This window comes from Photobacterium minamisatsumaniensis (genome assembly GCF_050336695.1).
Taxonomy (GTDB): Bacteria; Pseudomonadota; Gammaproteobacteria; order Enterobacterales; family Vibrionaceae; genus Photobacterium; species Photobacterium minamisatsumaniensis.
In genome coordinates this window covers 57,084-80,064 of record NZ_JAKJSI010000028.1, presented here as the reverse complement: position 1 = coordinate 80,064, position 22,981 = coordinate 57,084, and the positions used below count along the sequence as shown (strand labels likewise).

General features: G+C 45.8%; 26 protein-coding genes. 3 read left to right on the top strand and 23 right to left on the bottom strand.

Annotated elements, in window-relative coordinates; genetic code table 11:
- Positions 1 to 10: 10 nt before the first annotated feature.
- The 18 genes from L4D78_RS15840 to flgB form a co-directional block, all read right to left on the bottom strand.
- Positions 11 to 1,096 carry a flagellar hook-length control protein FliK gene (locus L4D78_RS15840; protein WP_428467822.1) on the bottom strand — a complete coding sequence of 362 codons (1,086 nt, stop codon included), beginning with the start codon at positions 1,094 to 1,096 and terminating at the stop codon, positions 11 to 13.
- Complete coding sequence (locus L4D78_RS15835) at positions 1,093 to 1,407, bottom strand: hypothetical protein (protein ID WP_428467821.1); 315 nt, start codon at positions 1,405 to 1,407, stop codon at positions 1,093 to 1,095. Before L4D78_RS15835 ends, L4D78_RS15840 begins: the two co-directional genes overlap by 4 nt.
- Positions 1,397 to 1,792: a flagellar export chaperone FliS gene (fliS, locus tag L4D78_RS15830; protein ID WP_428467820.1), complete on the bottom strand. Its 396-nt coding sequence runs from the start codon at positions 1,790 to 1,792 to the stop codon at positions 1,397 to 1,399. The genes L4D78_RS15835 and fliS overlap by 11 nt, the downstream gene beginning before the upstream one ends.
- A 12-nt stretch (positions 1,793 to 1,804) precedes the next feature.
- Positions 1,805 to 3,184, bottom strand: a complete 1,380-nt coding sequence (gene fliD, locus L4D78_RS15825) for a flagellar filament capping protein FliD (protein WP_428467851.1) — start codon at positions 3,182 to 3,184, stop codon at positions 1,805 to 1,807.
- A 486-nt stretch (positions 3,185 to 3,670) separates the two neighbouring features.
- Complete coding sequence (gene lafA / locus L4D78_RS15820) at positions 3,671 to 4,534, bottom strand: lateral flagellin LafA (RefSeq protein ID WP_428467819.1); 864 nt, start codon at positions 4,532 to 4,534, stop codon at positions 3,671 to 3,673.
- A 209-nt stretch (positions 4,535 to 4,743) separates the two neighbouring features.
- Positions 4,744 to 5,340 (bottom strand): hypothetical protein, encoded by a 597-nt coding sequence (locus tag L4D78_RS15815; protein WP_428467818.1) that lies wholly within the window; start codon positions 5,338 to 5,340, stop codon positions 4,744 to 4,746.
- Positions 5,341 to 5,406: 66 nt separating this feature from the next.
- On the bottom strand, positions 5,407 to 6,462 hold the full coding sequence (locus L4D78_RS15810; protein ID WP_428467817.1) for a hypothetical protein: 1,056 nt from the start codon (positions 6,460 to 6,462) through the stop codon (positions 5,407 to 5,409).
- A gap of 50 nt (positions 6,463 to 6,512) precedes the next feature.
- Positions 6,513 to 7,418 (bottom strand): flagellar hook-associated protein FlgL, encoded by a 906-nt coding sequence (flgL, locus tag L4D78_RS15805; protein WP_428467816.1) that lies wholly within the window; start codon positions 7,416 to 7,418, stop codon positions 6,513 to 6,515.
- An 11-nt stretch (positions 7,419 to 7,429) separates the two neighbouring features.
- On the bottom strand, positions 7,430 to 8,806 hold the full coding sequence (gene flgK, locus L4D78_RS15800) for a flagellar hook-associated protein FlgK (protein WP_428467815.1): 1,377 nt from the start codon (positions 8,804 to 8,806) through the stop codon (positions 7,430 to 7,432).
- Positions 8,803 to 9,360 (bottom strand): rod-binding protein, encoded by a 558-nt coding sequence (locus L4D78_RS15795; RefSeq protein WP_428467814.1) that lies wholly within the window; start codon positions 9,358 to 9,360, stop codon positions 8,803 to 8,805. Before L4D78_RS15795 ends, flgK begins: the two co-directional genes overlap by 4 nt.
- A gap of 9 nt (positions 9,361 to 9,369) precedes the next feature.
- Complete coding sequence (locus tag L4D78_RS15790; protein WP_428467850.1) at positions 9,370 to 10,458, bottom strand: flagellar basal body P-ring protein FlgI; 1,089 nt, start codon at positions 10,456 to 10,458, stop codon at positions 9,370 to 9,372.
- Between the two features lie 45 nt (positions 10,459 to 10,503).
- A complete protein-coding gene (gene flgH, locus L4D78_RS15785; protein ID WP_428467813.1) occupies positions 10,504 to 11,187 on the bottom strand; it encodes a flagellar basal body L-ring protein FlgH in 684 nt (227 codons plus the stop codon).
- Between the two features lie 19 nt (positions 11,188 to 11,206).
- Positions 11,207 to 11,992: a flagellar basal-body rod protein FlgG gene (gene flgG / locus L4D78_RS15780; RefSeq protein WP_428467812.1), complete on the bottom strand. Its 786-nt coding sequence runs from the start codon at positions 11,990 to 11,992 to the stop codon at positions 11,207 to 11,209.
- Positions 11,993 to 12,002: 10 nt separating this feature from the next.
- On the bottom strand, positions 12,003 to 12,734 hold the full coding sequence (locus tag L4D78_RS15775; protein ID WP_428467811.1) for a flagellar basal body rod protein FlgF: 732 nt from the start codon (positions 12,732 to 12,734) through the stop codon (positions 12,003 to 12,005).
- Positions 12,735 to 12,744: 10 nt separating this feature from the next.
- Positions 12,745 to 13,947 carry a flagellar hook protein FlgE gene (flgE, locus tag L4D78_RS15770; protein WP_428459475.1) on the bottom strand — a complete coding sequence of 401 codons (1,203 nt, stop codon included), beginning with the start codon at positions 13,945 to 13,947 and terminating at the stop codon, positions 12,745 to 12,747.
- Between the two features lie 37 nt (positions 13,948 to 13,984).
- Positions 13,985 to 14,704, bottom strand: a complete 720-nt coding sequence (locus L4D78_RS15765; protein WP_428467810.1) for a flagellar hook capping FlgD N-terminal domain-containing protein — start codon at positions 14,702 to 14,704, stop codon at positions 13,985 to 13,987.
- 10 nt (positions 14,705 to 14,714) lie between these two features.
- The gene (gene flgC / locus L4D78_RS15760) at positions 14,715 to 15,137 is read right to left on the bottom strand and encodes a flagellar basal body rod protein FlgC (protein ID WP_428467809.1); all 423 of its coding nucleotides are present in this window, start codon (positions 15,135 to 15,137) and stop codon (positions 14,715 to 14,717) included.
- A gap of 7 nt (positions 15,138 to 15,144) precedes the next feature.
- Positions 15,145 to 15,519: a flagellar basal body rod protein FlgB gene (gene flgB / locus L4D78_RS15755; RefSeq protein ID WP_428467808.1), complete on the bottom strand. Its 375-nt coding sequence runs from the start codon at positions 15,517 to 15,519 to the stop codon at positions 15,145 to 15,147.
- A gap of 124 nt (positions 15,520 to 15,643) precedes the next feature.
- Here flgB and flgA point away from each other — a divergent pair, with 124 nt between their 5' ends.
- From flgA to flgN, 3 genes are all read left to right on the top strand, one after another.
- Positions 15,644 to 16,528: a flagellar basal body P-ring formation chaperone FlgA gene (gene flgA / locus L4D78_RS15750; RefSeq protein WP_428467807.1), complete on the top strand. Its 885-nt coding sequence runs from the start codon at positions 15,644 to 15,646 to the stop codon at positions 16,526 to 16,528.
- Between the two features lie 69 nt (positions 16,529 to 16,597).
- A complete protein-coding gene (gene flgM, locus L4D78_RS15745) occupies positions 16,598 to 16,924 on the top strand; it encodes a flagellar biosynthesis anti-sigma factor FlgM (RefSeq protein WP_428467806.1) in 327 nt (108 codons plus the stop codon).
- 30 nt (positions 16,925 to 16,954) lie between these two features.
- Entirely contained in the window at positions 16,955 to 17,395 is a 441-nt protein-coding gene (gene flgN, locus L4D78_RS15740) for a flagellar export chaperone FlgN (RefSeq protein ID WP_428467805.1), read from the top strand.
- Between the two features lie 80 nt (positions 17,396 to 17,475).
- Here flgN and fliJ read toward each other — a convergent pair whose 3' ends face one another.
- The 5 genes from fliJ to fliF are packed head-to-tail and all read right to left on the bottom strand — an operon-like array spanning position 17,476 to position 22,980.
- Positions 17,476 to 17,913 carry a flagellar export protein FliJ gene (fliJ, locus tag L4D78_RS15735; protein WP_428467804.1) on the bottom strand — a complete coding sequence of 146 codons (438 nt, stop codon included), beginning with the start codon at positions 17,911 to 17,913 and terminating at the stop codon, positions 17,476 to 17,478.
- A complete protein-coding gene (gene fliI / locus L4D78_RS15730) occupies positions 17,906 to 19,246 on the bottom strand; it encodes a flagellar protein export ATPase FliI (RefSeq protein WP_428467803.1) in 1,341 nt (446 codons plus the stop codon). Before fliI ends, fliJ begins: the two co-directional genes overlap by 8 nt.
- Complete coding sequence (gene fliH / locus L4D78_RS15725; RefSeq protein ID WP_428467802.1) at positions 19,243 to 20,202, bottom strand: flagellar assembly protein FliH; 960 nt, start codon at positions 20,200 to 20,202, stop codon at positions 19,243 to 19,245. Before fliH ends, fliI begins: the two co-directional genes overlap by 4 nt.
- Positions 20,203 to 20,204: 2 nt before the next feature.
- Positions 20,205 to 21,236, bottom strand: coding sequence for a FliG C-terminal domain-containing protein (locus L4D78_RS15720; protein WP_428467801.1), 1,032 nt, complete (start codon positions 21,234 to 21,236; stop codon positions 20,205 to 20,207).
- A complete protein-coding gene (gene fliF, locus L4D78_RS15715) occupies positions 21,226 to 22,980 on the bottom strand; it encodes a flagellar basal-body MS-ring/collar protein FliF (RefSeq protein WP_428467800.1) in 1,755 nt (584 codons plus the stop codon). Before fliF ends, L4D78_RS15720 begins: the two co-directional genes overlap by 11 nt.
- Position 22,981: the final 1 nt, after the last annotated feature.

The window sequence follows — 22,981 nt, the reverse complement described above, 5'->3', positions numbered from 1 at the left end:
GTTATTTTCCTTACACCATACGAGTCAGACGGTATTCATCCGTCTTTGAAAAAAGGTCTTGCGATATATACCCATCAGGTTCACTCACGGTATTGTCTTGTTGCATCACTAACTGAGAGGCTGAGTCTGGTTGGGTGTGATCTTGTTGTGACTGCTCACTAACATCCACATCAACAGTGGCACCGGCCAGTTGTTTGCCTTCTAATTCGGCACGTAACCGTTCAGCGCCTTGCTGGACGGCTTCACGTAGCGCAGGATCAATCGCGGCAATGTGGATTTGAACTTTGTTATTCTCGACTTTTACCGATAGCTCTAAAGCCCCTAAATGCGGTGGATCAAGTCGTATACGCGCATGCTGAACATCTTGATTTAAATGCATTTGCACTCGGTCTTTTAATACCGAGACCAACTGTTGTCCCCATTGCTGCTGGTTTTCTGCCATCTTCACGGGCGCCCATTCAGCTCGGGCTGTATTATTGGTCGCTTGTGATGACAATGACGCTTCAGATGCTTGTAATGGCGAGGCGTCCTGCAAAGAAAGCGTGGTAAATGCATTTGCCTGATTTAGCTGCTGAATTAACACTGGGTTGGTCATTTCTTGACGAACAGGGGTCATCGCATTTGAGATAACACGCTCTATCGCCTCCGGAAACGTGACGGTTTCAGCATTGGCGTTTACCGCAGAATTAGCCATAGCATGATGGGGCATTGCAGGCTGAACTTGACCCAGTTGCACCGATGTACTTCTTAAGCCATCAGCATGGCGCATCATGCCTAACAGCTGATCACGTACATCGTCTCCCAGTTGATTGGTAATGTTTATAAGGCGAAATTGGCCCTCCGGTGGTAACTGTTCAATAAAAGGCTGACCCGTACTGAAAACCCAATCTTCACCTTCGGCTAGCCCCTTTAGCTGATCGTAAAGATCGAACCAATAAGCGTTACTTTCCTCAGGGTGGCTACCATCAAGATGATTAGCCGGCGCTAAGCCAAGAAGCGCTGCAAAATTATCACCGTTATGCTCTGAGTTGGATGCTGGGCTCACGCTTGAACTCGGTGATGCTCCAGCCGATGCCGATATCGCCATTGAAGTCATCGAAGGAAACCTCCGGCGAGCTCAACTTGTTGATATTCAGACACCCCTTCTTTCTGGTTCTGAAATTGTGCCAGCATTTGCCCAAGGCGTTCTTTTTCAATTTCACACGCTGACATGGCAGCCAAGTGCACTTGTTTCAGCTGCAACACCTCGCGGCGTACAGATTCAGCCAGCTTTGGTTGCTGCTGCAAATTCGCCAGTATTTGGTAAATTTTCTTATCGAGCTGACGAACCTGCTGCCATTCTTTGCGTTTATAGGCTTGATTGAGCTGAACAGACATCATCCTGATGTTATTTGCACTAGCGTCCATGTGTTTCTCCAAAATTCTGCCAACCCTCTTGAATATTGCCCATGACATTGCGCACCTCAGCCAATTTACTCGCATCGTTACGAACACTGGCTTCAAATAAACGCATGCTACAAAAGTCATACAACTGATTCATTTGCTGGGCTAATTCGCCACCTTGGCGCATATCAAGCGCATTATTGAGGCCGCCAATAATGTCAATGCACTTACCAATTGCTTCACCTTTTTCTTTTATACGATTCGCTTCCATATGCCCTTCAGCACGGGCAAGCGAATCCATAAAACCATCAACTAGCATAAGCACCAATTGATAAGGACTAGCCGCTGCGGCCTGTGCTTCGACATCAACTTGCAGGTACGCTTCAAAGCCTGACTCATCCATTAACATTGATCTGCTCCTTTAAAACATGAACATGGAACCGGTTGATTCCATTTGCACCATGGTTTGCTGCATTGCGGTATATTGGCGCAAGTAGCGGTTATAATTTTTTTCCATACGGGTATCGAGTAGCTCTTTTTTATCATCAACTCGATCAATATTGCCTTGCAGGGTATCTTGGCGGCCTTTCAATAAATTGCTACCAGAGTTCGATGAACCGGTATAAGGTTCAATCGCCTTCTCTAATGCGGTAAGCGCACCGTTTTCGCCAAGGAAAATAGCATCGATTTTTTCAGGGTTTTCACTGAGGGCTTTTTCAAAACGATCGTTGTCGATCTTTAACGTGCCGTCTCGATTGGCTTCAATACCGATGCTGTACAACGTACCTTCATCAAACTGACCGCGAGTCACGTTGTTCAACATGTTCTTCAGTCCACGGGCCGTTGAGTCGCTGGCTAGTGCACCTGCTTCGGTGATTTTGACGCTATTGTCATCTTTATCGTCGTCATCATCGTCACCACCACTGTCATCTTCGTCTTCATCTTGATCGAGCTTGTAGTCCGACATGGTGTGTTTAAGAATCGTATTAACTAGATCGTTATAAGCATCAACAAACTCGGTTACCGCTTCTTTCGAAGCCGATTCATCGCTACCGACTACTAACGTTAACGGTTCATCACCCGTGCTATGTGCTTTGGTTAGCTCAAGCGTCACGCCATAAATCGCATTATCTATAGTGTTAGTGCTATTACGGATTTCGAGACCGTCTTCACCGCCCAGCATGACAATCGCATCCTGTGCTTTATTTAATACCTGTGCCGGTTCAAAGTGCTCGCTAAAGTCACCTTGAACGGACACACTAAACGCGTGTTCTTCACCGGTTTCAGTGCTGCTCAATACCAAGCTAACATCATCACCAGAGCGTACGACTGACGCCGATACACCTTCATCAAATTCATTAATATAGTCAGCCAAGTCATGAAGGCTTTTATCGCCATCCGCATTGAAAGTAGCGAAATCAATTTCAATCGGATCACTACCTGCAACGTCGATGGTGATTGACCCCTCAGTAGGTAAATCGTCACCTTTTAGCGTAAAAGCCTCTTGCTGTGCTTTTGCTAACTGCTTAACAAACAGGTCATAACTGCCTTCTCGCGCAAAGTTATTGGCCGACGCATTAATAAAGCCTTCTTCACTGGCTGTAGCACTGTTTTTCACAAAGCTGCTATCAGCCTTATTCATACGCTCTAACGCAGAAGAAAAACTGCTAAAGGCCGAATCAATGTCTTTCCAGGCATCAAGCTGTGCCTCATAGGTTTTTTGCTGGTTGGCATATTGAATATCAAACGGCTGACGTTGAATCATCACCATTTGCATTGCCATTGAAGCTGGATCCATCATCGACACGGTATTTCTCCTCAATTCAACGATATAGATAGCAAAAAGTATTCCAACTTTTAAATAAGCCTTATTTTGCTAAAATTTGTCGATAAAACTATTAATTTGCTGGTTATTACAGCAAATTAGCGGTGGTTTATTGTTATTAAGGAATTTAGAGCGGAAGCATTACTTCCGCCTAACGGAAGTAATATTTATTCGCTATTCCGCTTATTCTTAAATAACTTTCATACTTTATTTAAGCGACCTTGAGTACGATTTTCTTAATATAAAGCCCTTAATACTTAATATAAGAATAAAGTATCACCCACGAATATTGACCTGTTAGTTTTCAACGGGAAAGAGTAAATAAATAAGGTACAAAAAAGGTAAATAGAAAAAGTTTAGTTTCAATAAACAAAAAAACCGCAGCCTAGGCTGCGGTTTAAACATAATCACTTGGAGTGGTTTGATTGCGCTTTCTATATCAGGTATAGAGGCTGGGGCTAATTAGCCTACTAGGCTCATTACCATACCAGACATGCCGTTTGCTTGAGACAGCATAGACATGCTCATTTGCGTTAGCATTTGGTTCTTCATCATTTCTGAAGATTCAACCGCGTAATCAGTATCCATGATACGGCCTTTCGCCATCTCAGTGTTTTCACGCATGTTGCCAAGGTTAGTAATCGTGTGGTCTAGACGGTTAATGTTAGCACCAAGCTCTGAACGAACAGAACCAACATCAGCTAGTAGCGCGTCAACACCATCCATTGCAGCAGCAGCAGAGAAACCTTCGCCGCCCTCATCTGCATCATCACCAAGCGTGAAGCCAGCAATAGCCGTAATTCCATCACGTACATCACCTAGAGCACCAGAGATATCAACTTCTAGAGTTTCGTTCGTTGTTGCACCGATTTGGAAAGTAATCGCCTCATCGAAGATACCTGTATCTTCAGCAAATAGGTTGTTACCAGAACCAAACTGCGTGTTATCAATTACGCTTTGTAGCTCTTCTGCTAATTGATCCCACTCAGCTTGCATTGCATCATGCTCACTATCTGAGTTAGTGCCATTAGCTGCTTGAGTAGCAAGATCTTTCATGCGGTGAGAAATGTTAGTCATCTCATCAAATGCACCTTCAGCTGTTTGCAGCATAGATGTCGCATCTTGTGCATTACGTGCAGCTGTAGATAGGCCATTAACTTGAGACTGAAGACCTGTCGCAATTTGTAGACCAGCAGCATCGTCAGCTGCAGAGTTGATGCGGAAACCAGTAGAGATGCGTTGCATCGCTTGGTCCATTGCACCAGACGTTTTGTTTAGGTTGTTTTGTGTTAATAAAGACGTGTAGTTCGTGTGCATCGATAGCATGTTATTGCCCTCTATTGGAAATTCTGTATTTGAATGTACACAACAATAAAACGACAAATTAAAATGGCTCTTAAATAAAAAAATGACCTTTTTTCGCCTACGACAGGAAAAAATATTTATTAAATAAAAATTAAAATAATTTAAATTAAATCCAATAAAAAAGGCACTCTAATAGTGCCTTTTCTTATTTAATGCTATTTTTTATTTATTTAAAACAACCAATATAGTACAGCCCACATAATTAACCCTATCCCCAAGAGCGCTTTTAGCCATTGGTATGTTGATGTTGCCTTAGGCCCCATGCCGTGCGTTTTATCTGGGAGTGATACCGGCGACCATAATAGCTGTAACGGATCTGAGTGCAGAAAACCGTCTGCAACAATTCGCCAGCCCTGATCGAATGTTGGTAATAACTTCAGTGAAAATGTGGATGGCAGCGTTGAGGCCAATAACAAGACCTCCCCTTGGCTAATTTGCCAACGCACTTGATGCACTTGACCATCAAGTTGAAAGCGAAGCTGAAGTTCCCCCTGCCCACCAGCAACTTTAAAAGATTGAGATTGTTGCAACTGAGAAAGGTAGACTAAGTCTTGGCTTAGCCCTGTATTATTGGATGCTGACGCGAGTAACCTCACCACTTGCCATTGAGCTTGTGGCAAAGTCATTGATGAGGCGATATTTTGTTGGTTTTTGGGCTGCTGATTTAACCCAGTTTGATTTTGAGGCAACTTAAATTGTTCCGTTTTAAGTTGCTGTGGTTCTATTCGCAATAGCTTATGAATCGCCGCCGAAATGGGTGACAACATCCTTGTTCCTTAGCTTCAGGCTTATTATTGGCGACTACTGGTACATAAACGCACATATAAAGTCGGCTAACGACTCAGCAGTGACACCACAGTATGGCGATGCACATTGGCTTGAGTCTTCAGGTTTTGAAACGCAGTGGCAAAGTTATCATTGCTTGGCAGCATTCGATCTAAGTCGGCTTCAACACTGGATAATACTTGTTCGTTCAAATAACCATTACGTTGATTTATGGTGTCTATACGCTGCATAACATCTTGGTTATGTTGACGAAGCTCTTGAATGCTGGCTTTGATTTGTTTCATCATGCGTTGCGCTTCAGCTTGAGTTTGGCGTAATTGGTCTTTATCAGTTTGCCATTTTAGCGGTTCAAACCGTGTTTCAATGGTATCAAGTTTGGCACGGTTTGCTTGCCCGGCAGGAAAGCGGTCGCCTTGGCCAACCACACGCATTTTTTGCGATAAGTGCTGCCAATCAGCTTCATTGGCTGAAAAAGCCAGCTGGCGCTGTTTATTAAGTGACACACCAATGCCATGCTCATTCAATGCCTGACGAAACTGCATCGCCTGTTGCTCTGGTGTGGCGTTTGCAGCCAATTTAACGGGTACAGCGTTCGCGCCACCTTTACCCAAGTTAAAAATCAGCGTTTCATCACGGCTAGATACCCGTTTCGTATCAAGGCCTCGAATTTGAAAAGCCGTTCTGGGTTCGCCGTGATAAACAGGCTTCAACTGACGGTTTAATACCGGCTGGTCTTGATAAGTCGCCTGTTGCAAGCGTTGTTCCATACGACTGGTTAGTTGTTCAATCTCGGCGGTGATTTTTGGGGATGTATTGTCCGCTTTAAGGGCGAAATCGACGCGTTTATTTAATTGTACTAAGTGCTTGCCGATATCATTTAAGCTTGATTCAGCCACACGCGATGCCGCCACTTTATGTTGGGCTCGCTGAATTAAACTGTGCTGCCTGGTATGCTCTGGCGTCAGGGTTTGTGACAAGCGTAGCGGATCAGGCTGCTTATTATCGGGAACAGCTGCAACTTTATTCGCTGGCCTTGCAATCACCTGCTGTTGGCGACTGGCACCAGTTGCAGCTGAGCGAAGATCATTTACCTGAGAAACCATCGTATTTCCATTTATCAAAAAACCTTGCCGCTTCCACGGCAAGGTAAACATTACATAATACTAAACAGGGATAGACTCGCTGTTTTCATATAGGTCGACTGAGTGGCTTGTAGTGCCAGCAAATAATTATTGTATTGCACCATTGCATCGGCGTAATCCAAGTCTTCCAATTGACCAATCAAATCATTATTAAATAGCTCAATCTCACTGTGGCCATCTTGCATAGTAGCTAAAGCATTTTGCCGACTACCTAAACTGGTCACAGTGCCTGAAACCGATTGTAACGTTGAATCCAGCACATCAACACTACGGTCAATAATATCACTACCACCCGCAGTGAAATCAGGATCACGAAGCTCGGCCACTAGCTCATCAAGTTGATTAAAAATATCGGTATCACCCGAAAAAAACATGTCTTGCGCATTCACATTCAACTTAATGGTTACGCCATCACCCACTACGACTTCACGCACACCTGTGTCACCTTGGTAAACCCAGTCACCGTCTTCGTTTTTCACCAAAGGTTCTGAATTAATCTCGTTACCGGCAAAAATGTATTTGCCATTTTCATCTTTGGCATTAACCAAGCTCACTAGGGTGTCTTGTAAATGATCAAGTTCATCGGCTAATGCTGCTCGTTCTTCAGGTCCATTGGTGTCATTACCCGCCCACAGCATTAAATCGCGGATCTGGTGCAACACATCGGTCGCACTGGTTAAATACGTTTCTTGTTTTTTTAAGGCAACATCCGCTTGCTCGATATTACCCATGTATTGGCTAAGCGCGGCTTGCTCGCGTTTTAGACTCATCGCCCTTGTTGATGCCATCGGATCATCAGAGGGTATAAGCACGCGTTTGCCCGTCGCCATTTGCTGCATGATTTTATTAATGCCTAGCGAGTTCTGGCTTAAGCTGCCTGACATCATTTGGCTGTATTGGTTGGTACTCACACGCATGATGTCACTCCTTAGAATAATTGCATAACCGATGCAAACACTTGGTTTGCGGTGTTAATAATTTGCATATTGGCTTGGTAAGCTTGCTGGTACATCATTAAGCTCACCGCTTCTTCATCCAAATTCACACCACTGGTTGATGACTTTTCGATAGTGGCCTGCAGGTAAATATTACTCGCCGCATCATGGTCTGACTGGGCCTGGCGGCTTTTAACTGCAATATCACCCAGCATTGAGTTGAATGCACCACCTAAGGATTGTGAACCCAAATGGCCAATTTCAAACTCTTGATCTTTAATATCGATAAGCTTCAACAAGTTACCAGTGTCACCCGGTGTACCATCAGCCGATAACGCTAAATCTTCCGGTTTAAAATCAGGGTTTATCGACAGTGTCGACGCAGGGTTTTCAGGGTCGAACACAAACAGCGGCTTACCCGGCTCACCGTTTAAATCAAAACCTTCGGCCAATTGGTCATTAAATGCTTGCGCAAACTCCAACGCAATATCATTAATGACCTCTTGGGTTGGCACTAATACATCGCGTTCATAATCAGCCAGAGCGCCTAATTTACCGCCGATATCGTTATCCAATGGAAAGTTTTGACCGTTAAACGATAACGATAAAACATCACTGCGTGGATTATCCGGATCGGACTCAACGCTAAACTGCGCAACCTGCGAGCCCATAATCAAAGGCTGGCCATTTGGCAGTGCCACGTTCAGTGTGCCGTCACCGGCATCAGTGATCCTTACATCAACAATTTCTGATAGCTGGGCAAGTAACACATCCCGCTCATCTTCCAGTGCTGCAGTATTTGAACCCGACACCGAACCCTTGCGGATCTCTTCATTCAGCTTACCGATATTTGATAGTAAGCTATTGGCACTATCAGCCGCACTGCTGCGTTGCTGCGATAAATCACTATACTGCCCATCAAGCGAGTTGCTTAGCTGATTGAAGCGATTACTTAACGCTTCAGCTTCGCTGACAATTTGCTGTCGATGTGCCGAGCTATAAGGCGATATACTTGAGCCATTCAACGCCGAGAAGAAACTATCAAAACCTTGGCTTAAATCCATCGAGTCGCCAGATAGCAGTGTCTCTAAACGCTTGAGTTGCTGAGCAGATGTCGATGCTTCACCGAGCATCGATCCCGCACGGAAAATTTGATTGGTTTGATACTGATCGGTTACTCGACGAATGGCACTCACCGATACACCGTTGCCAGCATCTTTCATACTCATACTGGTTGAACCGACAGCGGCAAGGTGCACTTGCTGGCGACTATAGCCAGGGGTATTAATGTTCGCGACATTCTGAGCGGTAACACTCATTCCAATTTGACTTGCCTGAATACCTGACAAGCCTATATTCATCAAACTCATGCGTTAGATCCCTTGCGGTTAAAATGCAGCAAAGACTGGCTAAATGCGCTGCCCGCTATCAGACCTTGCTCTGCCTTACTTGATAATGAAGCGACATTCTCACTACTTTCCTTAAATGCCGTTTCCAACTGTTTCAATGAATCTGCATGACTTAGACCTGCATCAGATGTTTCTTCCCCGCCAAGCTGACGCACAATAACTTCAGCCAAACCAAGGCTGCTTTTTGACATTTCGATTGCCACCTGACCATCAAAAAACTCTTGGTAGGTCTTGTGCTCGCGACTACCAAACAAGGCGCTTTCATCATCGGTGTTCAGTGCTTCACTCGCTTTACGCATTTGCTTCAGCACCATTTGTAAAAACAGTGATTCAAATTGTTCAGCCACGGTTTGGATGGCTTGCTGCTGATCATCACTGCTTTTCAAGTCGGTCAATTGGCGACTATCAAACGTGGTCACTGTACCCATAGTCGAACCAGTCGTATTGGTCGCAATGCGGCTGGTTGCCATCGGCTGAAGCGCCATTGGATTAACCGGTAAAACTGTTACTGTCATTTATCGTCCTTAAATCACGACTAATTCAGCATCCAGCGCACCTGAAGAATGCAAAGCCTGAAGAATGGCTATTAAATCATCGGGAGAGGCGCCTAAGCTGTTTACTGCTGAAACAATCGTTTCTAACTCAACCCCTTCGGGCCAAATGAACATTGGGTTACGTTCATAATCGATATCAATTTCACTGTCTGGCGTAACAACCGTGTCACCTCGGCCAAACGCATTTGGCTGGCTGACATTAAATGACTCAGAAATCGTCACGGTTAAGTTGCCATGGCTGACAGCTGCACGGCCTATTCGTACACCATTACCAATAACGACCGTACCTGTGCGGCTGTTAAATACCACTCTGGCACGTTGGCGACCAATGTCGACCGTCATGCCTTCCAACATCGACATGAATACCACGCGTTGTTCAAAATCTTGAGGGGCATAAACCTCAACCCGCGCATTGCTCACCGCAGCCGCGGTATCTGGCCCAAACACCTCGTCAATTTCACGAGAGATATTTCTTGCGGTGGTGAAGTTAGGTCGTAGTAGGTTCAAGGTGACTTTCGGCTTAGAGCTAAAATCTGATGGGATTTCTTCTTCAACAATCGCACCACCTGGAATACGGCCGGTAGTCGGTACATTCACGGTAATACTTGACCCTGAACGCCCTTCAGCTTTAATACCTGCAACTACCAAGCTACCTTGAGCAACAGCATAAATCTGGCCATCAATGGCGCGAAGCGGTGTCATCACCAAGCTACCACCACGTAAACTTCTGGCATCACCAATCGATGATACTGTCACATCAATGGTTTGGCCGGGGCCTGCTAGCGGTGGAATAGAGGCATGGACACTCACAGCCGCGACATTTCGCAATTTAGGGTCAATTTTTTCAGGCAGCTGCAAACCAAACTGACGTAGCATATTGGTCACGGATTGGCTGGTAAACTTCACCTGATTACGGTCACCCGTCCCATCAAGGCCCACGACCAAGCCATAACCCACTAGCTGATTTTCACGTAACCCTTGAATATCGACCAAGTCGATTAAATGGCGTTCATTAACGGTGTCAGCATGGGAGACTTCAATAAAAAAGAAAGGCACCATTAAGACGGTCAACAAAATAATAAGTTGTTTAAACATAATGCCTCTTTAGATTGGGAACAGTGGATTCACGAAAAGTTGGGTTAGCCAGCCAGCTTCGTTTGCGTCAGCTAATACCCCACTTTGTGAATAAGTAATACGTGCATCACCAACACGCTGCGATGAAATTTGATTAGCGTTATCAATATCATCAACACGTACTAAACCGTTTAAGCGAATAAACTCATCCCCTTGATTTAACCGAATCCACTTTTCACCCTTAATGCGTAACACCCCATTAGGTAAAACGCCGTGAACCATGACCGTAATGGAACCGCTTAATGAGTTACGCTGAGAGCTGGCAGAGCTACCACGAAAGTCTCGGTTTCCCGACAAATCACCACTGGCACTACCACTGCTGCTGCCAGTTGCAAAGCCACCCGATAAACCACCACTGGCATTCTTACCAAAGTTAGTATTGGCTTGTTTACTTGATCGAGTATCTTCGTCTAGCGATACCGTCAACATATCACCAACACGATAAGCTCTGCGGTCTTGAAATAGCGTCCACATATAGCCATCACGGTATACCGAGCCACTACGAGCATCTGGCAACGAATAATCGAGCATTGGTGGTGCATAACCCATGTCATCCGGTGTTGGACGATCGTCGACATGAGAAGGTCTAGAGGAACACCCTACCAGCAATAGTATTGCGAGGCATGCTCCCCAATGGCGAATGGTTTTAGTCATAGTCAGCCCTGCCATGTTGTTACAGAACCTGAGAAATGTACTGCAACATCTCATCAGATGAAGACAGTGCCTTCGCGTTCATTTCGTAGCCACGTTGAGTGGTGATCATATCCACCATTTCTTCAACGACTTGAACATTCGAGCCTTCCAGAACCCCTTGCTTGATTTGACCAAACGCGCCTTCACCCGCAATGCCATCAATCACATCACCACTTGATGCCGTTTGGCGGAACATGTTGCCACCTAACGCTTCTAAACCGGCTGGATTAATGAAATTAGCCAGTGTGATCTGCCCAATTTCTTGTGGCATATCGTCGTTAGCAATTTTTGCACTCACGATGCCATCACTACCGATGGTAATTGTCTCTGCATCTTCTGGCACTTGAATTTGCTGGGCTAGCGGCAAACCTTGAGCGGTAACAATCAAACCTTCAGAGTTAAGGTGAAACTGGCCATTACGTGTAAATGCCTGTTCGCCATCTGGTGTTTCTAGCTCAAAGAAACCTTGGCCATCAATGGCAATATCAAGGCTCTGGTTTGTTGTCTGGTACATGCCTTCGGTAAACACCTTCTGTGTACCGACCACGCGAACACCAGAACCCAATTGGATGCCACTCGGTAGTTCATTCACTTCATCAGCCATTGCACCAGGCTGACGTTGGATCTGATAAAACAGATCTTCAAACGCGACACGATCTCGCTTGTAGCCAACCGTATTCACGTTGGCTAGGTTGTTAGAGATGGTCGCCATTTTGGTATCTTGGGCGGCAAGGCCAGTTTTACTGATCCATAGTGCTGCGTTCATGTTCTATCCTTTACGCTCTGATCAGGCGATTGCCTGCTTCTGCTAATTTTTCTGCGGTCTGCATCATCTTTAATTGCATTTCGAAGTTGCGGCTCAACTGCATTGACGCCACCATTTCTTCAACGGCAACCACATTACTTTGTTCAAGAAACCCCGAGACCATCATGACGCTGTCATCATCATTAATCGGCAGTCGATCGTTGGTCACAAACAAACCATTTTCCAGCTTGCTTAAGTCCTGTACCGGCGGGTTAACCAGCTTTAAACGACCGACTTCAACCGTCAGTACTTCACCTTCAGGAACAATGTTAATGATCCCGTTATCACCAAATTCAATCGCGCTGTATAACGGAACATTAACGGGTTCACCACCATCGGCAAGTACCGGTAGTCCACCTATCATTAGATCGCCATTTTCTGCCCGTTCAATCGCGCCAGAACGGGTATAGGCTTCCTCACCTTCTGGTAATTCAACAGTGAAGAAACCGTCGCCACGAATGGCTAAATCAAGCTCTCGGCCTGTTGTTTGCAATTCACCATGATCAAAGCGTGTACCTGCTGATTGCGCTTGCGTAAGAGTTCGGCTATCAAACCCACTTCCCTGAACGGCGTAGGCTTCGGCGCGCTCCATATCAGCACGGAAACCATGGGTGTTGATATTGGCAAGGTTGTTAGCGCGAACTTGCTGGGCGGTAAATACGCGCCCAGCCCCACTTGCTGCGGTATAAATTAATCGGTCCACAACTCAGCCCTTACATGTTGAACAGCACTTGGGTAAGCTGCTGCTGAGTTGAAAGTGATTGTGCGTTGGCTTGGTAATTACGTTGCGCTGTCATCAGCCCAACCAGTTCACCAGTTAAGTCAACGTTCGATTCTTCAATGTAACCCGCATACAAACCACCCAATGTGCCTGAACCCGGAACACCAATTAAGGGCTGGCCCGATGCCTGAGTAGCGGCCCAGCCGGTATTACCCACTTGCATTAAACCGCCATTATTAGGGAAATCGGCTAACACAACTTGGCCTTGACGCATCTGCTCGCCATTGCTGTAGTTGGCGAAAACCATGCCGTCATCATCAATGGTGATACCTGTTAATTCACCCGAGGTATGACCGTTGCTACGGTTGGTTGATACTGCAAACTCACTACCAAACTGGGTTGAACCTGTCATCGATAGCGCAATATTCATCTCCGCAGCACCTTCTGGTGCAAATGAAATGTTTACACTGCCTGTTGGGTCAACCAATTTACCGCTTTCATCAAACTCCAGAGCTTGGCCGCTTTCATCTTCAAGTACTTCACCATTCATCGCATAGTGAACTTCCCACTCGTTTTCACCCGTTTTAACGAAATACTGCGTTAAGGTGTGCTCGTTGCCCAATGAGTCATAAACACTGGTGGTATATGATGAGTTGAAGCTGTCGCTATCTTCTGGGTCGAATGGGATACGATCGCCATTTTCATCTTCAATGATGCTGGCACCTGCATCTAAATTGGCTGAGAAATCAATCGAATCACTGGCTTTGGCTGCCACAGATCCGGTTTTGACTTGAATATCACCCATAGAACCCGTTAGCAGGTTGCCATTAGCATCGGTGCCATAACCTTGTAAACGCAAACCGCCGTTGTTAACCAAAAAGTTATCTTTATCTTGGTTAAACATACCGGCACGAGAATAGGTGTAAGCCCCATCATCACCTTGAAGAACGAAAAAGCCGTTACCACCAATGGCCAGGTCAGTCCCTCGACCTGTCATGCTAAAGCCCCCCTCATTGAAGGTTTGTGAAAGGCTTGCTAACTCAACACCACCGCCCATACCACCGTTCATCAGTGCCGAGAACTCAGCACGTGAGGATTTAAAACCGACCGTCGATACGTTAGCAATGTTGTTACTGATTGTGTTCAATTCCTGAGAGGTGGTATTTAAACCACTCATAGCAATGTTAAAGCTCATTATTATTTCTCTTATTCTGACGTTGAATTGCAAGCCGCTATCGGCGGCCCGCCAACTTAAATAGTGGAGTAGGTTCTGGCTTATTGTTGCCGGAATCCTGCTTGTCACCGTATTCGGTAACGTTAAAGAATGGGACGTAGCCAACACCCGCAATCAAAAACTCTGGTGAACCACCACCCGGTGGTATGCGCATTTTTTCAATCGTGCCAGCAACCATTAGTTCTGGTTTATAATCGCTGTCACTGGTCACAACCGTTAAATCATACTGTCCGTCTTTTAGGCCTAACGCTTTAGGGTCAATAACAAATGCCACCTCGCCTTCACCATTCGCACCTAGCTCAATGGTTTCAACCAGCTCACCCGCGTCATTACGGATTTCCACTTTCAAGTCATCAACCGCGCTGCCTAAATCAACCAAGGCATCCAAAGGCTCGCCTTCCAGCTCTAACGTGTCAGTGCTCACCCGTACGTCTTGACCAACCATGCCAGCGGTTGTCAGTACCTGAATGTTATCGAGTAGTACCATTTGATTGGTCACGGTTCCGTTCATGTTCTGCATGGTTTCGACCTGAGTCATCTGCGCTAGCTGGGTCATGAACTGCGTGGTATCAAGTGGATCTAACGGTGTCTGGTTTTGGATTTGCGCAATCATCAATGTCAGGAACGTATTGTCTTGCTGACCATTGGTGGCTATTGGGTCTGATCCAGATGTAGTCGTAACACCACCATTGTTACTGGTTGCAAACGGCGTACTCATATTGCTTTCCTTACTGACCTAACTTCAACAAGCCTTGTTGCATGCTGCGAGCACGCCCAAGCACATCGACACTAGTTTCAAAACTGCGAGAGGCTGACATCATGTCTGCCATTTCCGACACCACATCAACATTGGGGTAAAACACATAACCATCAGCATCTGCGATTGGATTACCCGGTTCATAACGGCGATCCAATTCGCCTTCAACAGGCACAACGTCCATTATTTGAACCCGAGCGCCGGCATAATTACTTGCCTGCATTTGGCTATTTTCATACACAGTGGAAAACACCGGTTTACGGCTGCGGTAAGTCCCAGCTTCAGTGGTTGCGCCTGCATCCGCGTTCGCCAAGTTACTGGCAATGGTATTTAAACGCAGTGTTTGAGCGGTCATTGCCGAACCGGCAATTTGGTAAATTTCACTAAACGACATAACTTAATTACTGTCCTTGAATGGCTGTCGACAGCCCTTGAAATTTCATATTCAAAAATGTCAGACTTGATTCAAAATCCATCGCATTTTGTGCGTACTGTGCCTGCTCAACCCCAAGTTCAACCGTATTGCCATCCATTGAACTGTTATAAGGGTTGCGGTACATCAACTGTGATCCGTCTGACTGGCCACTTACACGTCCGTGCTGGGTTTGTATTTGTCCCTCAACGGCTGCTATTGCCGCTTTAAAATCAAAATCTCTCGATTTAAAGCCCGGTGTATCCACATTCGCGAGATTTCCCGCAAGCACCTTGGCACGCTCTGCACGAAGGTTTAAAGTGTGCGGGTGAATGCCTAAAGCCTTGTCAAAGCTGATTCCCATATGGTGTCCTTGATTGCGATAAATCGATTATTGCTGAGTTACAATCAAATAACGTGCCAACTTTTAAATTATTGATTTCAGTACAATAAAAGCACACAAGGATAAAGAGGAACGGAAAGCGGAAGTGTTGCTTCCTGCTAAGGGAAGTAAAGCGGAAGTGAAAGGCGGAAGCGATTCCGCACACCATTACAGAGAAGAATTACGTAGAACAATCATGGTAGAGCTGAGCAAAAGAAGCATGGTCCAATATTCCCAATTAACCGATATAACTCGCCGTCTCATAGTATTGTGTACTGTACTGACAATGACGACGCCAGCATTTGCGAATAGTACGTCTAGCGAGGATGAGCAGACAGCAACTCAGCGTCAGATCACTCAGCAAGTGAAAGCTAATATTGAGCATCAGATATCAGCTACTGCACAGCAACAGCACTGGCCTGCGGCAGAAAACACCACGATTTCCATTCGCCTGCCAAGTGGTAGCCACCGATTAAATCACTGTACGAGCCCACTGACGATTGAACGCTTAGACAGGCGACGTTACCCGGCAGGAAGGCTGCGTTTCTCGGTGAGTTGTGAGCAGCCACAGACATGGAAAGTTACGGTGCAAGCCGATGTCAGTGTTGTTCTTCCTGTTGCCTTTGCCAGCCAAACCCTAACAAGAGATCACATCCTAACGCAGCAAGATATCACGATGAAATCCATCGATATCGCATCACTCAATCGAGAATTCATCGCGTCCCCATCCCATCATTTAGGGTTACGTGTATTACGACAAATACGGGATAACCAGCTAATACCGTTATCTCAGTTGAGCCCTGCTTATCTTATTTCTCGTGGTGATAAGGTGATCATTCAGGCAAACAGAGAAGAGTTTAGCGCCAGCATGTCTGGCATCGCACTTGAAGGCGGCTACCATAAGCAACAAATCCGTGTAAGGAACAGCAGTTCTGGAAAAGTTATTCGCGCAATCGTGGCAGAGTCCGGCCAAGTCATGACACTTTTTTAAATTCACTTAATCAATACCGTAACTTGGTCGTTTAGATTTAATATCAGATAAGAAGTAAGGAATCTCGTTATGATTGAATCGACCAAAGCAGGTTTACAGTTGGCAACGCCCATTAAGCAAAATCTAAATAAAGCTGGGGACACTAAAACAGTGACGGCGACGGATACAACCGATACCCCATCAAGTTCACCAGCACAAACAAAACAGAGCAACAGCACATCTGTAGTCAGTGCACAGGCACAAAATTTGGAAAGCTTACAACAAGAACTTCAACGTATGCCTGATGTGGATATGGCAAAAGTGAACGAAATTCGTTCGTTACTTGCTAGCGGTAACTATGAGATTGATCTTGATGGCCTTGCTGCCAGCATCCGCGGCACGCATAGCCGCGATTAATATCAGCAAATAGCACTAGACGAGATAGCCATGAGCCAGAAAGCCACTTCAATCATTAAAACATTCATTCATGATCTAAATAGTGATCTCGACGATTATAAAAAGCTACACCAACTTTTAAAGCTGCAACATCATAATATGATCCAGCGCAACAGTGATAAGCTCACTAAGATTACAGACAAGCATCAAAATACCTTGCAGCTACTACAACAACGTGCGGATCAACGCTCTAACTTGTTAGAGCAACTTGGTATGGATGGAAGTGCTGATAGTGTTAATCGCCTTATTAAGGCATTGCCAAAGCAACACAGCCAAAACACGCAGGCCAAGTGGACATTACTCAAGCAATTGGTTAATGAGTGCATGATGCAGAATGAACGTAATAGTCGCTTGCTTATGATGCAACAGCAAATCCTCACTCAGGTACTTCATCAAGATAATGACTCAACTTATCAACCCGTGGGCTATTAAGTATTCCCCTGTTATTCGATTCATCGGTCACCACATTCAATCAATAAAAAAGCCACAGGTATGCCGCCTGTGGCTTTTTGTTAGTTCATTAACATCGAAGCGCGAATGAAACGTTGAGTTGCCATTTCATCCATCAACTTTTGCTCACTTTTCGCCATCGCTTGCGCCTCTTGTTGATAACGTTTATCGATGACACTTTCTAAGCTTTTCACTTTCACATGCTGTTGCGTTACATGCCGTTGCAATGCAGCTTGCTCAGCTTGAGACAAAGCCAATGTTTGAGATTGGAGTGTCGATAAATGTTTAAGGTGATCCCTCAACGTAAAACGGTTTGTCCATGCCAACCCCGTTTCTCCCGCCACAACTTGGCAAGTATCATAAAGCTCATCTAACTGCTCAAGCCGCCGCTGATGATCGACACAGTCTTGTTGTTTTTGCTGATAACGTTGCCCAAGATCGTCTAATTCGTTTTGCTTTATTCGGCAAAACCTATCAAGAGCATGTGGTCGCTTAGTCAATGTTCAGCTCCTTCATGAGTTGTGACATTTGCCCTTTCACCGTATCCCAGTCGGCTTGTTCATACATTTCTTGCTGGAGAAAAGCCACTAATTTCGGGTTCGCCTGTACGGCAAGATCCATCTCAGGATCATTACCAGGCTGATATCCCCCCAACGGAATAAGTTCGCGAACATCTTGATAGCGGCTATATAACCGCTTGAACGACATTGCCTGTTTTAACTGATCTTTACTGACAACTTGCGGCATGGTGCGAGAGATGGATTGAGAGATATCAATCGCAGGGTAATGCCCTGCCTCTGCTAGTTGACGATCTAGCACAACGTGGCCATCAAGAATGGCTCTGGCGCTATCGGCGATAGGGTCTTGTTGATCATCACCTTCCGTCAGTACTGTATAGATAGCGCTCATGCTACCTTGCTCTGACGCACTGTTACCGGCTCGCTCGACCAATTGAGGCATCATACTAAAGACTGACGGTGGGTAGCCTTTGGTTGCTGGTGGTTCACCAAGGGCTAAAGCGATTTCCCGCTGCGCCATCGCAAAACGTGTTAAAGAGTCCATCAATAACAATACGTCTTTACCTTGATCGCGATAATATTCAGCAACGCGGTGACAAAGTTGAGAGGCGCGTAAACGCATTAGCGGTGACTCATCTGCTGGCGCGGCAATAACAACCGCTCTTGCTAAGCCTTCAGCACCTAAGGAGTGCTCAATAAACTCCTTCACTTCACGGCCCCGCTCGCCAATCAACCCGACCACGACAACATCCGCACTGGTTTGGCGGGTGATCATCCCTAGTAAGACACTTTTACCGACACCGCTACCCGCAAATAGGCCAATACGCTGCCCTTTACCAAGCGTCAATAAGCTATTGATAGCTCGTATACCGACATCAAGCGCACCTGCAATAGGTCGTCGTAGCATCGGGTTAATATTTTCACCATGAAGACAAATATCATCTTGGCCAAGAACCGGGCCTAAACGGTCAAGGGGCTCACCCAAACCATTAAGCACCCGCCCTAGCCATTGTGGACCAATTCGAATTCGACTTTCACCTTCAAGCGGCCATACTTTGGCCCCAGAAAATAAACCAGAGACATTGTTAACGGGCATTAGGTAAGCAACATCACGGTTAAAACCAACCGTCTGTGCCTCAACTTTGGTGCCATTCCCGGTTTCCACTAAACACCGCTGCCCTGTCAGTAATCGACAGCCAACAGCTTCCAGCATTAGCCCCGTCACTTTCACCAAACGGCCTGTGACTTTGGCAACAGGCACGGCTTCTAAAGAAGCCAATGCCTGCTCTAAGCGATAGTCAATAATCTTACTCATGACGCCTGCCTAACAACCTCATCACTTGATACTTCTGGCTCAGCTTGGTCGTCAGTTTCAATTACTATTTGCTCATCTAACAAATGGCTTTTAACTGCCGTCATGCATGTATCAAGTCGTTGTTCACACCCAGCATCGGCTTCAGCGGTTTTTGTCACAACCTGACATTCGCCTTGACGTAAGGTGTCGTCGCAAACAATGTTCCACTCTTTAATTTTATCGCTAGCCACTTTCTCGATATGGGCAAACTCTTCTCTAGCCATTCGTACTTTAAGCCCATCCGGCTCTCCCGGCAGGCTTTCTAGTGTTTCATCTATCAACGTTAAAATTTGTTGTGGCTGCAAAGCAAGCTCACCACGGATAACTTGTTGAGCGACCTTCTGCACCAGCTCACAGACTTGCTCTCGCTGACGGCGTTCATGTTCAGCAAATAGCATGGCCATTTTTTTATGCATGTGATCAAACGGGGATGCGGCTTTGACAAAATGTTCTTTACCTTCTTGAAAGCCTTGCATCAAGCCTTGTTCATGGCCTTCTTTAATACCTTGCTCAAATCCTTGTTGTTGGCCTTGCAAAATCCCCTGCTGTACCCCTTCATCATGGCCTCGAGACATCCCTTGCTGAAAGCCTTGATTAAATTGAACCTGAAACTCTTCACTGCTCACTGCGTGTTGAGGTTCTTTTTCTAGCTTGCTCGAACCTTGTTCCGCGACAGCAGTATCATCAAAGCCCAGATCAAACTCATCCATACCGAGATCATCAAGACCATGTTCATCAAGGTTATGATCATCAAAACCAAAGCTATCCATCCCAAATTCATCATTAAGATCATTCGCTTCTACCGAGCGTGATGCTGCTGAAGATTCAGACATCATGGTAGAGCCAACTAATGGCGGGAAGCGGTGACTACGAAACTGATGCGACTGCAAGCGCATGATTTTATTACGTCTAAACATGTCTACTCCACCGTCGTTTCTTGATAAAGCTGTAAACTAATCACTTTGGTATCATTCAATTCACGCACGTAATCCATAATTTCTAACCGCGCTTCCTGCACCTGTCGCAATGACACTTTACCTAATTGGGCGATATCACTTTCCAGAGATTGCTGCATTCGACGAGGCAAAATAGACAGTAATGATTTACGCATCATCGGATCAGCACCTTTCAGTGCCATAGCCAAGAGATCTGTCGGTACTTCTTCCAAAATACGAAGACGCACAGCTTCCGATTGACGAGTAAGGATCGAGAATTCGTACATCTTATTTTTAAGACGTTCTGCCAGCCCTGTATCATGCTCTTCAAGTGCCGTCATCAAACTCAGTTGATCACCAGAGAAACGATTGATGATGTCAGCCACTTGCTTTTCACCTTCAACAACAGCCCCTGAATTTTCGGCTAAGAATTCAATACAGCGCTCAACCAATTCTTGAAGCTCTAATGCCACATCACGGCTCACTTCAGTCAATACGGCAATACGACGTAATACGTCTTTTTGTAAGTCGGGCGATAATTCAGCCAATACTTGAGAGGCAATTTCAGGTGGTAGAAATGCAATAAATACCGCTTGCATTTGCACGTGTTCATTAATCAAAAAATGCGCGAGCTGCTTTGGTTCAATCCACTGTAATCGCTGCATGGTGGTGCGGATTTCATCACCGTAGATTGTATCTAGCAGGTTACGAGCAAGGCGGCCGCCTAGAGCTTTGTCCAATGTTCGCTGCAAGAATGGGCGAGAAGCGCCACTAATACCCGATTGCGCGCGAAATTCATCGAAGAACCCCTGCAAGACAAAGCGAGCTTCGATACTGCGAATAGCCGGTTGCTTGGCCATCGCATGGCTCACTTTAAGCAATTCATCTCGCGACATATGCCGCATGACTTGAGAAGCCGATTCTTCCCCCATACTCAGCAGTAATATTGCCGTCTGCTCTAGAGGATCAAGTAACACCTCACCGTCGGCCAAGTGACTAAAATTATTAAGACTCATTGCTATTCACCCATTTCTTAATTACTTCGGCAACACGCTCTGGCTCGACTGCAGTCAAATTTTGTAAGTGCTGAACCTGCACTTCAAGCTCTGAGCCTGGTGGTGGTAACGTTGATAAATCAAACGCTGCCGTATTCGTTGTTTCTGTAGAAATGCTCGCCTCAGATGTCACCGGTTGCCCTTGGGCAATTGAATCCAGTAAAGCGTCAGCTAAGTCCTGCTCATTATCAAAACTCGTCATTGCCGCCGCCGGCTTCACGGGCTCAATCGCTGCCTGCTCGTTTGCCATCGACATATTGGGTGAAACGCCAGCCGTGGCCGTCGCCAATGCCGGAGCCGCCGCATTTGGTCGCTGAAGTGCTTTCACTAACGGGCGTAATACAAAAATAATGAACGCTAAACCTAGCAAGGTATAAGCACCATATTTAATCAAATTCAATAATTGCTGATCATGCCACCATGGTGTTTCTACCGCGGTTGTTTCAACTGCACGCGCAAAATTAAACGCATGAAGACTAAATTGATCGCCACGCTCTGCGACATATCCCACTGAATCTTTAACCATTTGAGCTACCTGCTCCAACTGTTCTTGTTGCCAACCCTGCTCAATTAAATCGTCATTAAGCAACACGGATACCGATAACAATTCAATCCCACCCTGTGCATGAAGGGTGTGGCGTACTTTGCGACCAACATCGTACTGTCGACTCAATTCAGCCCGTTCATTGCGCGACTCATTATTCGGTGCATTCTCATCACCTGCAGGCTGGTTACTTAATGCGCCCGGAATACCTAGCGCCAATTGACCTTGTGAATTGTCTTGCTTCGTAAATTCGGTACGTAACACCGGATCGCTATCAACCGACTCATGTGTTTCTTCGATTTGGTCAAAATTAAGGGTTGCTGCAACCTGCACCCGGAAATTGCCCATCCCCACTAACGGCGTAAGCATGTCCGCGGCACGGCGAACCATATCTCTTTCAACACGTTGCTGCTGCTCATGGTAGCGTACGTTCATCTTGGATTGGCTGCCCATCGCCAGATCAGCACTGAGCAAATTGCCATACTGGTCGACAACTGAAATCGCATCGACCGCCATCCCCGTGATGCTGCCACTGACTAAGTTCACAATGGCTTCAACTTGCGATTGGTCTAGCTGCATACCCGGTTCAAGTTCAAGCATGACAGCAGCAGAAGGCTTCTCTTCATTGATCCCAACAAACAGCGTCCGGTTTGGTATAGCCAAATGAACGCGTGCATGATTGACCGACCTGATTGCCAAAATGGTACGTGCTAACTCACCCTCAAGTCCCTGACGATATCGTGCATTTTCAATAAACTGACTCGTACCCAAGCCTGAACTACGGTCAAGGATCTCAAGTCCTTCAGGCAGCTTGGCTTTTACACCTCTCGCGGCCAACACAATTCTCGCATCTGCTAAACGGTTTGCAGGCACCATGATTTGGCCTGATTGGTTGTCGACCTGAAACTGTATTTTTTCTTGCTCAAGAACCGTAAGGATTTCACTGTTATCGTAACGTTCTTGTGTCCCGTACAACGGCTGATACGGGCTCGTTTGCGTCCACATCATGACCACAATAAATAATGACACCAGCATTGCTAGCGCCGTTATTATTGCGATATTCTTATTTTTACCATCCAACAACTGTTGGATTTTTTCTTTAAATTCAAGCCACTTGCTTGATGATGCCGTGGCTGGGTTTTCGGCTATGGTTGTACTCATT

Excerpts from the sequence above, each read along its gene's own strand:
- lafA (WP_428467819.1), bottom strand. The coding sequence starts at position 4,534 with ATGCTATCGATGCACACGAACTACACGTCTTTATTAACACAAAACAAC.
- L4D78_RS15765 (WP_428467810.1), bottom strand. The coding sequence starts at position 14,704 with ATGAGTACGCCGTTTGCAACCAGTAACAATGGTGGTGTTACGACTACA.
- L4D78_RS15720 (WP_428467801.1), bottom strand. The coding sequence starts at position 21,236 with ATGAGTCTTAATAATTTTAGTCACTTGGCCGACGGTGAGGTGTTACTT.
- flgK (WP_428467815.1), bottom strand. The coding sequence starts at position 8,806 with ATGAGTTTGATGAATATAGGCTTGTCAGGTATTCAGGCAAGTCAAATT.
- fliI (WP_428467803.1), bottom strand. The coding sequence starts at position 19,246 with ATGAGTAAGATTATTGACTATCGCTTAGAGCAGGCATTGGCTTCTTTA.
- fliH (WP_428467802.1), bottom strand. The coding sequence starts at position 20,202 with ATGTTTAGACGTAATAAAATCATGCGCTTGCAGTCGCATCAGTTTCGT.
- flgM (WP_428467806.1), top strand. The coding sequence starts at position 16,598 with ATGATTGAATCGACCAAAGCAGGTTTACAGTTGGCAACGCCCATTAAG.
- L4D78_RS15840 (WP_428467822.1), bottom strand. The coding sequence starts at position 1,096 with ATGACTTCAATGGCGATATCGGCATCGGCTGGAGCATCACCGAGTTCA.
- L4D78_RS15815 (WP_428467818.1), bottom strand. The coding sequence starts at position 5,340 with ATGTTGTCACCCATTTCGGCGGCGATTCATAAGCTATTGCGAATAGAA.
- L4D78_RS15835 (WP_428467821.1), bottom strand. The coding sequence starts at position 1,407 with ATGGACGCTAGTGCAAATAACATCAGGATGATGTCTGTTCAGCTCAAT.
- flgC (WP_428467809.1), bottom strand. The coding sequence starts at position 15,137 with ATGTCGTTTAGTGAAATTTACCAAATTGCCGGTTCGGCAATGACCGCT.
- flgE (WP_428459475.1), bottom strand. The coding sequence starts at position 13,947 with ATGAGCTTTAACATTGCTATGAGTGGTTTAAATACCACCTCTCAGGAA.
- L4D78_RS15795 (WP_428467814.1), bottom strand. The coding sequence starts at position 9,360 with ATGACAGTAACAGTTTTACCGGTTAATCCAATGGCGCTTCAGCCGATG.
- L4D78_RS15810 (WP_428467817.1), bottom strand. The coding sequence starts at position 6,462 with ATGGTTTCTCAGGTAAATGATCTTCGCTCAGCTGCAACTGGTGCCAGT.
- L4D78_RS15790 (WP_428467850.1), bottom strand. The coding sequence starts at position 10,458 with ATGGTGCCTTTCTTTTTTATTGAAGTCTCCCATGCTGACACCGTTAAT.
- fliS (WP_428467820.1), bottom strand. The coding sequence starts at position 1,792 with ATGTTAATGGATGAGTCAGGCTTTGAAGCGTACCTGCAAGTTGATGTC.
- fliF (WP_428467800.1), bottom strand. The coding sequence starts at position 22,980 with ATGAGTACAACCATAGCCGAAAACCCAGCCACGGCATCATCAAGCAAG.
- flgN (WP_428467805.1), top strand. The coding sequence starts at position 16,955 with ATGAGCCAGAAAGCCACTTCAATCATTAAAACATTCATTCATGATCTA.
- flgH (WP_428467813.1), bottom strand. The coding sequence starts at position 11,187 with ATGACTAAAACCATTCGCCATTGGGGAGCATGCCTCGCAATACTATTG.
- flgG (WP_428467812.1), bottom strand. The coding sequence starts at position 11,992 with ATGAACGCAGCACTATGGATCAGTAAAACTGGCCTTGCCGCCCAAGAT.
- flgL (WP_428467816.1), bottom strand. The coding sequence starts at position 7,418 with ATGCGTGTGAGTACCAACCAATACAGCCAAATGATGTCAGGCAGCTTA.
- flgB (WP_428467808.1), bottom strand. The coding sequence starts at position 15,519 with ATGGGAATCAGCTTTGACAAGGCTTTAGGCATTCACCCGCACACTTTA.
- fliD (WP_428467851.1), bottom strand. The coding sequence starts at position 3,184 with ATGATGGATCCAGCTTCAATGGCAATGCAAATGGTGATGATTCAACGT.